10 protein-coding genes are annotated in these 10,191 nt (G+C 66.3%); 8 read left to right on the forward strand and 2 right to left on the reverse strand.

The genetic code is table 11. The features are described from left to right. Position 1: 1 nt before the first annotated feature. Positions 2-730 carry a Crp/Fnr family transcriptional regulator gene (locus EJC49_RS18685; RefSeq protein ID WP_126701458.1) on the forward strand — a complete coding sequence of 243 codons (729 nt, stop codon included), beginning with the start codon at positions 2-4 and terminating at the stop codon, positions 728-730. 52 nt (positions 731-782) lie between these two features. Here the strand turns inward: EJC49_RS18685 and EJC49_RS18690 are convergent, their stop codons facing one another. Next, on the reverse strand, positions 783-1,280 hold the full coding sequence (locus EJC49_RS18690; RefSeq protein ID WP_245453469.1) for a hemerythrin domain-containing protein: 498 nt from the start codon (positions 1,278-1,280) through the stop codon (positions 783-785). 185 nt (positions 1,281-1,465) lie between these two features. On the opposite strand from EJC49_RS18690, the gene ccoN reads away from it, so the two are divergent. Genes ccoN through ccoP form a run of 4 tightly spaced genes read left to right on the forward strand, consistent with a single transcriptional unit; the run spans position 1,466 to position 4,864 of the window. Continuing rightward, on the forward strand, positions 1,466-3,094 hold the full coding sequence (ccoN, locus tag EJC49_RS18695) for a cytochrome-c oxidase, cbb3-type subunit I (protein WP_126701459.1): 1,629 nt from the start codon (positions 1,466-1,468) through the stop codon (positions 3,092-3,094). Positions 3,095-3,106: 12 nt separating this feature from the next. Further along, positions 3,107-3,838 carry a cytochrome-c oxidase, cbb3-type subunit II gene (ccoO, locus tag EJC49_RS18700; protein ID WP_126701460.1) on the forward strand — a complete coding sequence of 244 codons (732 nt, stop codon included), beginning with the start codon at positions 3,107-3,109 and terminating at the stop codon, positions 3,836-3,838. 11 nt (positions 3,839-3,849) lie between these two features. After that, positions 3,850-3,999, forward strand: a complete 150-nt coding sequence (locus EJC49_RS18705) for a cbb3-type cytochrome oxidase subunit 3 (RefSeq protein WP_126701461.1) — start codon at positions 3,850-3,852, stop codon at positions 3,997-3,999. Position 4,000: 1 nt separating this feature from the next. Then, complete coding sequence (ccoP, locus tag EJC49_RS18710; protein ID WP_126701462.1) at positions 4,001-4,864, forward strand: cytochrome-c oxidase, cbb3-type subunit III; 864 nt, start codon at positions 4,001-4,003, stop codon at positions 4,862-4,864. Positions 4,865-4,938: 74 nt separating this feature from the next. On the opposite strand, the gene EJC49_RS18715 is transcribed toward ccoP, so the two are convergent. Beyond that, on the reverse strand, positions 4,939-6,360 hold the full coding sequence (locus tag EJC49_RS18715) for an alanine/glycine:cation symporter family protein (RefSeq protein ID WP_126701463.1): 1,422 nt from the start codon (positions 6,358-6,360) through the stop codon (positions 4,939-4,941). Positions 6,361-6,527: 167 nt separating this feature from the next. Here EJC49_RS18715 and ccoG point away from each other — a divergent pair, with 167 nt between their 5' ends. The 3 genes from ccoG to EJC49_RS18730 form a co-directional block, all read left to right on the forward strand. Next, the gene (ccoG, locus tag EJC49_RS18720) at positions 6,528-8,102 is read left to right on the forward strand and encodes a cytochrome c oxidase accessory protein CcoG (RefSeq protein ID WP_126701464.1); all 1,575 of its coding nucleotides are present in this window, start codon (positions 6,528-6,530) and stop codon (positions 8,100-8,102) included. After that, a complete protein-coding gene (locus EJC49_RS18725; protein WP_126701465.1) occupies positions 8,099-8,596 on the forward strand; it encodes a FixH family protein in 498 nt (165 codons plus the stop codon). Before ccoG ends, EJC49_RS18725 begins: the two co-directional genes overlap by 4 nt. Continuing rightward, on the forward strand, positions 8,593-10,191 hold a 1,599-nt coding region (locus EJC49_RS18730), incomplete at its 3' end, for a heavy metal translocating P-type ATPase (protein WP_148106313.1). The genes EJC49_RS18725 and EJC49_RS18730, both read left to right, overlap by 4 nt.

A 10,191-nucleotide genomic window follows, 5' to 3' on the forward strand; every position in this document is an offset into this window, starting at 1 on the left:
GATGACAGACAGGCAAGACATCCATTCGAGCGGCATCCCCGCACTGTGCGCCGCCTGCGAGGCGCGGCACCGGGGGGTATGCGGCGCGCTCGAACCAGCCCAGCTCGTCGCGCTGTCGAAGACGTCGTCCAAGCAGCGCGTCCAGCCGGGTGCCGAACTCGTCGGCGACGAGGAAACCGTCGATCATTATTCCAACATCCTGTCCGGGGTCGTGAAGCTGACGAAGACGCTGTCGGACGGCCGCCAGCAAATCGTCGGGCTGCAGTTCGCGCCCGATTTCCTCGGTCGGCCCTTCCGGAGCGAAAGCGCCGCGAACGCCGAGGCGGCGACGGAAGTGTCGCTCTGCTCCTTTCCGCGCGCCACGATCGAGCGGATGCTGCGCGAGAGCCCCCAGCTCGAACACCGCATCCTCACCCAGACGCTGAAGGAGCTCGACGAGGCGCGCGACTGGATGGTCACGCTCGGCCGCAAGACGGCGGCGGAAAAGGTCGCGAGCTTCCTGCTTCTGATCGCCCGCAACATCGACCCCGCGCGCGCGGCCGGCGCCGAAGGCATCAGCTTCGACCTGCCGCTGACGCGCGCCGACATCGCCGACTTCCTCGGCTTGACCATCGAAACGGTCAGCCGGCAACTGACCCGTCTGCGCACGGACGGCGTCATCTCGATCGAGCACAACCGCCAGGTCTTCGTCGGCAATCTTTCGCGGCTCGAGGCCCGATCCGGCATCTGACCGGACGCACCCCGCGTCACCGCCTCGCCACGCCTCGAAACCCGGGTCGTCGTCAGCCGATGGGGCCCGCCCCGATCGCCGGCAGCACGTGGTCGCGCTCGAAGGCCACATGACGCCGCACGGCTTCGAAGAAGGCGCGCAGCATGAAGCCCACCGCCTCGGGATTGTCGATCGGGTCGCCGTGGCCGATCGCCAGCAGCACCTCCGACAGGTCCTGCGCCGCGCACTCGTCCTCGACATGCTCGGTCTTCAGCCGCCGGACGGTGCCGACCGCGCCGCTTCCCCCCGCATGCGCGGCCTCGAAGGCGGGATAGACGACGTCCTCTTCATACTCGTGGCACCGGCGCAGCAGCGGAACGAGCGAACTCGCGATCTCGAGACAGCGGAAACGGTCGACGTCGCCGGGAAGCCGGTCGGCGATCTCCTCCAGCGCCTCGCACAGGCGCAGCTTCGAGTGATGCGCGTTGGTCATCTCCACACAGGGCACCAGTCCGTCGCGGCCGCATGCGCCCGACACGGGGCACGTCCGCGGCGCTTCGCACACTTCCATGGAAGGCCTCCTCTCCGACGATGGCGACATCCGGTCTCGCGGTCGCTGCATGACGGGAATTCTGTCAGAGCCGCCGGCGAGCGTATTGACCTGGATCAAGGCACCTCGACCCCCGAATGCGCGAAACGGAACAGGGAGCGGCTCCAGGAGTCGCACGTCCGTCAATAGCGCAAGCGGGGATCGAAATGAGATACGGCGCGGAAATCGTGGGGATCGGCGTGTTCGCCTTCCTGGCGTTGCTCGGCGCGGCCTTTGCGGCCGACATCGCCTTCCAGCAACATATGTGGGTACTGTTCGCCGTGCTGGTCATCAGCGCGGCGATCCTGATGCGGAACACGTCCTTCGCGCCGAAGGAGGCGGCTTCCATCCCGTTCCGGGAAGGCGACACCGCCTACATGGACGACGTCATCCGCTACGGCGCCATCGCGACCATGTTCTGGGGCGTGGTCGGCCTGCTCGTCGGCGTCGTCGTGGCGCTGCAGCTGGCCTATCCGGACCTCAACATCGAGCCCTGGTTCAACTTCGGGCGCATGCGGCCGCTGCACACCTCGGCGGTGATCTTCGCCTTCGGCGGCAACGCGCTGATCGCGACCTCCTTCTACGTCGTCCAGCGGACGTCCAGGGCCCGGCTCTTCGGGGGAAACCTGGCCTGGTTCGTCTTCTGGGGCTACCAGCTCTTCATCGTCATGGCCGCGACCGGCTATCTGCTGGGCATCACCCAGAGCCGCGAATATGCCGAGCCCGAATGGTATGTCGACATCTGGCTGACGATCGTCTGGGTCGCCTACCTGGCGGTGTTCCTGGGCACGATCATCAAGCGCAAGGAACCCCACATCTACGTGGCGAACTGGTTCTACCTGTCCTTCATCGTCACCATCGCCATGCTGCACGTCGTCAACAACCTCGCCGTGCCGGTTTCCTTCGTCGGCTCGCAGAGCTACTCCGCCTTCTCCGGCGTCCAGGACGCGCTGACCCAGTGGTGGTACGGCCACAACGCGGTGGGCTTCTTCCTCACCGCCGGCTTCCTCGGCATGATGTACTATTTCGTGCCCAAGCAGGCGAACCGGCCGGTCTATTCCTACCGCCTGTCGATCATCCACTTCTGGGCGCTGATCTTCCTCTACATCTGGGCCGGGCCGCACCACCTGCACTACACCGCCCTGCCCGATTGGGCGCAGACGCTCGGCATGGTCTTCTCCATCATGCTGTGGATGCCGTCCTGGGGCGGCATGATCAACGGCCTGATGACGCTCTCGGGCGCCTGGGACAAGCTCAGGACCGATCCGATCATCCGCATGATGGTGCTGGCCATCGCCTTCTACGGCATGTCGACCTTCGAGGGTCCGATGATGTCCATCAAGGCGGTCAACTCGCTCAGCCACTACACCGAGTGGACCATCGGCCACGTGCATTCCGGCGCGCTCGGCTGGGTCGGCATGATCTCGTTCGGCGCCATCTACTACATGGTCCCGAAACTGTGGCATCGCGAGCGGCTCTATTCGCTGCGTCTCGTCACCTGGCACTTCTGGCTCGCCACCCTCGGCATCGTGGTCTACGCGGCCGTGATGTGGGTCGCCGGCATCCAGCAGGGCCTGATGTGGCGCGAATACGACGATCAGGGCTTCCTGGTCTACTCGTTCGCCGAATCCGTCGCCGCGATGAAGCCCTACTACATCGTCCGCGCACTTGGAGGCCTGCTGTACCTCGCCGGGGCGCTCGTCATGGCCTGGAACGTCTACATGACCATCCGTGGCTACCAGCGCGAGGAAGAGCCCATCGGCGGCTACGTTCCCGCTGCCCAGCCGGCCGAATAAGGAGAAACGACAATGGCATTGCTCGACAAGCATGCGATCCTCGAAAGGAACGCGACCCTGCTGCTGGCAGGGTCCTTCCTGGTGGTCACCATCGGCGGCATCGTCGAAATCGCACCGCTCTTCTACCTGGAAAACACCATCGAGAAGGTGGAGGGCATGCGTCCCTACTCGCCTCTCGAACTGGCCGGCCGCAAGATCTACATCCGCGAAGGCTGCTACACCTGCCATTCGCAGATGATCCGGCCCTTCCGCGACGAGGTCGAACGCTACGGCCACTACAGCCTGGCGGCCGAGTCCATGTACGACCACCCCTTCCAGTGGGGCTCGAAGCGCACGGGTCCCGACCTCTCGCGCGTCGGCGACCGCTACTCCAACGAGTGGCACGTCCAGCACCTGATCGAGCCGCGCTCGGTCGTGCCGGAATCGATCATGCCCAGCTACGCCTTCCTCAAGGACACGCCGCTGGCGGTGAAGGAGTTCGAGACCCATCTCGTCGCCAACGTCCGCGTCGGCGTTCCCTACACCGAGGACATGCTGGCCAATGCACGGGCCGACCTGCTCGCCCAGGCCGATCCCAATGCCGACACGTCCGGTCTGGAGGAGCGCTACCCCAAGGCCAAGCTCGGCGATTTCGACGGCAATCCCGCGGCCTTGACCGAGATGGATGCGCTCATCGCCTATCTGCAGATGCTCGGCACGCTGGTCGACTTCTCGACCTATGACGAAGCAGCCGGCTATCGGTGAGGAGAAGCACCATGGATTACAATGCGATGCGCATTTTCGCTGACAGCTGGGGGCTGCTTTACATGACCCTGGTCTTCATCGGCGTCGTTCTCTTCGCCTTCCGCCCGGGCAGCCGCAAGAAAGCTGAAGAGGCCGCTCAAATTCCACTCAAGGACGACTGACATGAGCAAGAAAGACATCGACGAGGTCTCCGGCATCGAGACCACCGGTCATGAGTGGGACGGCATCAAGGAGTTGAACAATCCGCTGCCGCGCTGGTGGGTGTGGACGTTCTACGCCACGATCGTGTGGGCGATCGGCTACATGATCTTCTATCCGGCCGTGCCGCTGATCAACTCGGCCACCCCCGGCCTTCTCGGCTATTCCAGCCGCGGCGAGGTTCGCGCCGAGCTCGACGCCGCCGAGCTCGCCAAGGGCGACTATGTCGCCGCGATCCGCGAGAAGGACCTGGCCGAGATCATGGCCGACGACACGCTGCGCCAGTTCACCACGGCGGCGGGTGCCGCGGCCTTCAAGGTCAACTGCATCCAGTGCCATGGTTCGGGCGCGCAGGGCTCGCCCGGCTATCCCAACCTCAACGACGACGAATGGCTGTGGGGCGGCGACATCGACGCGATCCACCAGACCATCGCGCACGGCATCCGCTTCGCGGGTGACGCCGACACCCGGCTGTCCGAGATGCCGGCCTATGGCGAGATCCTGCAGCCGGAAGAGATCAGGCAGGTCGCGGCCTATGTCGTCTCGCTCACCGGCACGCCGTCGAATGCCGCACTCGCCGAAGCCGGCGCCACGGTGTTCGCCGACAATTGCGCGGCCTGCCACGGCGACGACGCCGCCGGCAACCGCGACCTCGGTGCGCCGAACCTCGCCGACGCGATCTGGCTCTATGGCAGCAGCGAGGCCGATATCGCCCAGCAGATCCGTGCGCCCAAGCACGGCGCGATGCCGGCCTGGAGCACGCGTCTTGGTGACGCGACCGTCAAGGAACTGGCGGTCTACGTCCACTCGCTCGGCGGCGGCGAATAGCGGCGTCTTCGCAGCTCGCCCCGTTCTCCCGGAGGCCCGGCACCGAGACGTGCCGGGCCTCTTGCGTCGTGCGGTCAGCGCCTGTCCGACCAGATCTCCGCATCGATCTTGCCTTGCAGCTCCGGATAGTTCGCCGCGTGGAAGACCGGCTCGCGGCCAGCCTTCTTCTGGGCGAAATAATCCGTCGTCAGCTTGGCCACCGTGCCCGACAGGAGCACGATGGCGATCAGGTTGATCGTCGCCATCAGGCCCATCGAGGCATCCGCCGCATCGAACACGGTTCCGACCGTCTGCAGCGATCCCCACAGAACCATCACCAGCACGCCCGCGCGCATGATCAGGATCGGCACGCCGGTGCCGATCCCCAGGAACGTCATCGCATTCTCCGAATAGGAGTAGTTGCTGATGATCGAGGTGAAGGCGAAGAAGAAGATCGCGACGGCGATGAAGGCGACGCCGGCCGAACCGATATGCACCTGCATGGCTGCCTGGGTGAGCTGCGTGCCGGTCACCCCCGAATCGGGAACCAGCATGCCCGACAGGAGGATCATCACCGCCGTCGCGGTGCAGATCAGGATCGTGTCGATGAACACACCGAGCGCCTGCACGAAACCCTGCGAGGACGGGTGATGCGGATTGGGCGTCGCCACGGCCGCGATGTTGGGCGCAGAGCCCATGCCCGCCTCGTTGGAAAACAGGCCGCGCTTGACGCCGTTGAGCATCGCCGCCGCCAGCCCTCCGGTAAAGCCCGCCGCCGCCTCGCCGATGCCGAAGGCATTGGCGACGATCAGCCCGATGATGCCGGGGATCTCCGTGACGTGGACGGCCATCACGTAGAACGCCATCAGCAGATAGACGATCGCCATGAACGGCACGATGACCTCGGCCACCCGGGCGATCTGCCGGATGCCGCCGAAGATCACCACGCCGCTGATCGCGGCGACCACGACCCCGGTCACCAGTTTCGGCAGGCCGAAGGCGCCCTCCATGGCGTCGGCGATGGAATTTGCCTGAACGGCGTTGAAGACGAGGCCGAAGGCGAGGATGAGACAGACCGAGAAGACCGCGCCGGCCCATTTGGCGCCGAGACCGCGTGCGATGTAGAAGGCCGGGCCGCCGCGATACTGGCCTTCCCGGTTCTTCACCTTGTAGAGTTGCGCCAGCGTGCTCTCCGAATAGGCCGTCGCCATGCCGACGAGCGCCACCATCCACATCCAGAAGATCGCGCCCGGTCCGCCGAGATAGAGGGCGACCGCGACACCCGCGATGTTGCCGGTGCCCACCCGCGAGGCGAGACTGGTGCACAGCGCCTGGAAGGGCGTGATGCCGGACTTGTCGGTCGCGCTCGACGCCCGCACCAGGCGGAACATCTCGCCGAAATGAACGAACTGCAGGAATTTCAGGCGGATGGTGAAGAAGATGCCCACCCCCAGAAGGCCGTAGATGAGCACGTAACCCCAGAAGAACGTGTTCAGAAAATCGATTGTCGCAGTCATGTCGCACTACCCTCTCGTCAAGCGATGGTGACTCGTTCCCCCCTTGCACAGTGTTGGACGATGACGGCCGTGTCCACGGCCAGCGCTCGATCTTGATTAGGATCAAGGTCGCAAGGAGCCCCGCATGCGAGTGAGGCTGCCCAGATAGCCCTCGCTCGCGTGATGCCATGACCCTTCTGACAGGTTCCGACCGAACCCCCGAAATCGAACGCCTCGATGCCGAGGCAGTGAATTCGGCGAAGGTCCGCCAGCCGCTCTACGCACCGCGAAAGAAGATCTTTCCCAAGCGCGCCAGCGGTTCCTTCCGGCGTTTCAAATGGCTGATCATGCTGGTTACGCTGGGCATCTACTACGTCACGCCTTGGCTGCGCTGGGATCGCGGGCCCTACGCGCCCGACCAGGCCGTGCTGATCGACATCGCCAACCGGCGATTCTATTTCTTCTTCATCGAGATCTGGCCGCAGGAGTTCATCTACGTCGCGGGCCTTCTGGTGATGGCCGGCGTCGGGCTGTTCCTGATCACCTCGACGGTCGGGCGCGCCTGGTGCGGCTACACATGTCCCCAGACCGTCTGGGTCGATCTGTTCCTGGTCGTGGAGCGCGCGATCGAAGGCGAGCGCAACACCCGCATCAAGCTCGACGCGGCGCCCTACTCCCTCGACAAGATCGTCAAGCGCGTGGCCAAGCATGCGATCTGGATCGTCATCGCGGTGGCGACCGGCGGTGCCTGGATCTTCTACTTCGCCGACGCGCCCACGTTGCTGGTCGACGTCGTCACCGGTCACGCGGCTCCGATCGCCTACATCACGGTCGCGGTGCTGACCGCCACCACCTATGTCTTCGGCGGCCTCATGCGCGAACAGGTCTGCACCTACATGTGCCCCTGGCCGCGTATCCAGGCGGCAATGCTCGACGAGCATTCGCTGACGGTCACCTACAATGACTGGCGCGGCGAGCCGCGCTCCCGCCACGCCAAGAAGGCGGCGGCGGCCGGAAACATCGTCGGCGACTGTGTCGACTGCAACGCCTGCGTGGCGGTCTGCCCGATGGGCATCGACATTCGCGACGGCCAGCAGCTCGAATGCATCACCTGCGCCCTGTGCATCGACGCCTGCGACAGCGTCATGGACAAGGTCGGCAAGGAACGCGGGCTGATCTCCTACGCCACGCTCAGCGACTACAACGCCAACATGGGCATCGCGACCGCCGCTGGCGCCAAGCCCATCGACCCCAGGCTGGTCCGCGGCGAGAACGGCCGCCTGTCCGACGGGATCGCGCATTTCCACCTGCGCAAGATCTTCCGTCCGCGGACCTTCGTCTACTTCGGCGCCTGGGCGCTGATCGGCGTCGTGCTGCTCACGGCCCTGTTGTCGCGCGACCGGCTCCAGGTCAACGTCCTGCACGACCGCAACCCCCAATTCGTCACCCTCTCCGACGGTTCGATCCGCAATGGCTACACGGTCAAGCTTCTCAACATGATCGCCGAGCCCCGCACCATCGTGGTCTCGATCGACGGCCTTCCCGGCGCGGTCATGTCGGCGACCGGCATCGATCAGCCGGAGGGCCGGTCGATGGCGATCCCGGTCGAGCCCGACCGGCTGCGCACGATCAAGGTCTTCGTCACCCAGCCGCTCGACCAGATCGACGGAACCTCCCAGTCCTTCCGCTTCGTGGTGGAAGACAAGTCGAGCTTCGAGACCGACACCTACACCGCCAACTTCTATGCACCGGAGAAACGATGATGCGTCAGTCCGCTTCCGCAGGCGAGTTCACGGGCCGCCACATGCTCCTGATCATGCTGGCCTTCTTCGGCGTCATCATCGCCGTCAATCTCACCATGGCGACGCTCGCGAACACCACCTGGTCGGGCCTGATCGTGAAGAACTCCTATGTCGCCAGCCAGCATTTCAACGCGCAGGCGCAGGCCGCGCGCGCGCAGGCCGCGCTCGGCTGGTCGTCGACGATGGCCTATGACGGGACCGCTTTCCGCTACACGCTCGTCGATGCCCGCGGCGAGCCGCTCGTTCTCGACCCGTCGGAAGCCTTCTTCCGCCGACCGGTGAGTGATCGCGACGACCGGACGATCCCGCTCGCGCCGCAAGGGCTTGGCGTTCTCGTCGGCGCCGTCGAACTGGGCGACGGTCTCTGGATCGTCGAAGTCGCCGCCGGCGCCGGCCTCGACGTGCCGTATCGCGAGGTTCGCCGCATCGCGGTGAAGGGAGGCGTCCTGCAATGAGCTGCTGTGCGCCCGGGACGGAAACCGCCGCCGAGATCGAACGCGCGGAAAACGCCGGACCGTCCGGCGAGGAGCTCATGCTGGCGAGCCGCGAGGTCGGCCAGGGAATGCGGCAGACGGATCTTTCCGTGCCCGGCGTGCACTGCGGCGCCTGCATCCACGCCATCGAGACCGCGCTCGGCAAGCTCGACGGGGTCGAATCCGCCCGCGTGAACCTGTCGGCCAAACGGGTCGCCATCCGCTGGCGCGACGGGAAGCTGCCGCCGCTGGTCGAGACGCTGAACCGGCTCGGCTACGCCGCCCACCTGTTCGACGGCTTCGGCGAAGAGAAGGACCGCGAGTTCTCCCGCCTCGTGCGCGCGACCGCGGTCGCCGGCTTCGCGGCCGCCAACATCATGCTCCTGTCGGTCTCGGTCTGGTCGGGGGCCGAAGACGCCACGCGCGACCTCTTCCACTGGATCTCGGCGCTGATCGCCATTCCCGCGCTCGTCATGGCCGGCGGCATCTTCTACCGCTCCGCCTGGAACGCGCTGAAGCACGGCTCCATGAACATGGACGTGCCGATCGCGCTCGGCGTGACGCTCGCCTACGGGCTCAGCCTCTACGAGACGTTCCACCACGGCCGCCACGCCTATTTCGACGCGGCGGTGTCGCTGCTGTTCTTCCTCCTCATCGGGCGCACCCTCGACCATGTGATGCGCGAGCGCGCCCGCACCGCCGTCACCGGCCTGGCCCGTCTTTCGCCGCGCGGCGCCATGGTGGTTCGCGAGGACGGCAGCCGCGACTACCTGCCGGTCGGCGAGATCGAGCCCGGCATGCGCCTCCAGGTCGCGGCCGGCGAGCGCATCCCGGTCGATGGCGACGTCGACGCCGGCGTCTCCGACCTCGACTGCTCGCTCGTCACCGGCGAGAGCGCGCCGCAGCCGGTGCGCGTCGGCGAACCCCTGCGCGCCGGCATGCTCAACCTGACCGGTCCGCTGGTCATGACGGTCACCGCCCGGGCGCAGGACTCCTTCCTGGCCGAGATGATCCGGCTGATGGGCGTCGCCGAGGGCGGACGCGCCCGCTACCGGCGCATCGCCGACCGCGCATCGGCGATGTATTCGCCCGTCGTGCACCTGACCGCGCTGCTCACCTTCGCGGGCTGGCTCTTCGTGTCCGGCGACCTCCACCGCGCCACCACCATCGCCATCGCCGTGCTGATCATCACCTGTCCCTGCGCGCTCGGCCTCGCCGTGCCGATCGTCCAGGTGGTCGCCGCGCGGCGGCTGTTCGAGGCCGGCATCATGGTCAAGGACGGCGCCGGGATGGAGCGGCTGGCCGAGATCGACATGGTCGCCTTCGACAAGACGGGAACGCTCACCATGGGCCGCGCCCGGCTGGCGAACCAGGACGAGATCGACCCGGCGACGCTTTCGCTGGCGGGCGCGATCGCCGCGCATTCGCGCCACCCGCTGTCGAAGGCCATCGCCAGCGCGGCCGCCGCCCTGCCCGTCTCCCGGGTCGCGTTCGACGCGGTCGCCGAGATCCCCGGCTGCGGCGTGGAGGCCACAAACGCGTCGGGCGCCTGGCGGCTCGGGCGCGCGGCCTGGGCG

Source organism: Aquibium carbonis (genome assembly GCF_003970795.1).
GTDB lineage: Bacteria > Pseudomonadota > Alphaproteobacteria > Rhizobiales > Rhizobiaceae > Aquibium > Aquibium carbonis.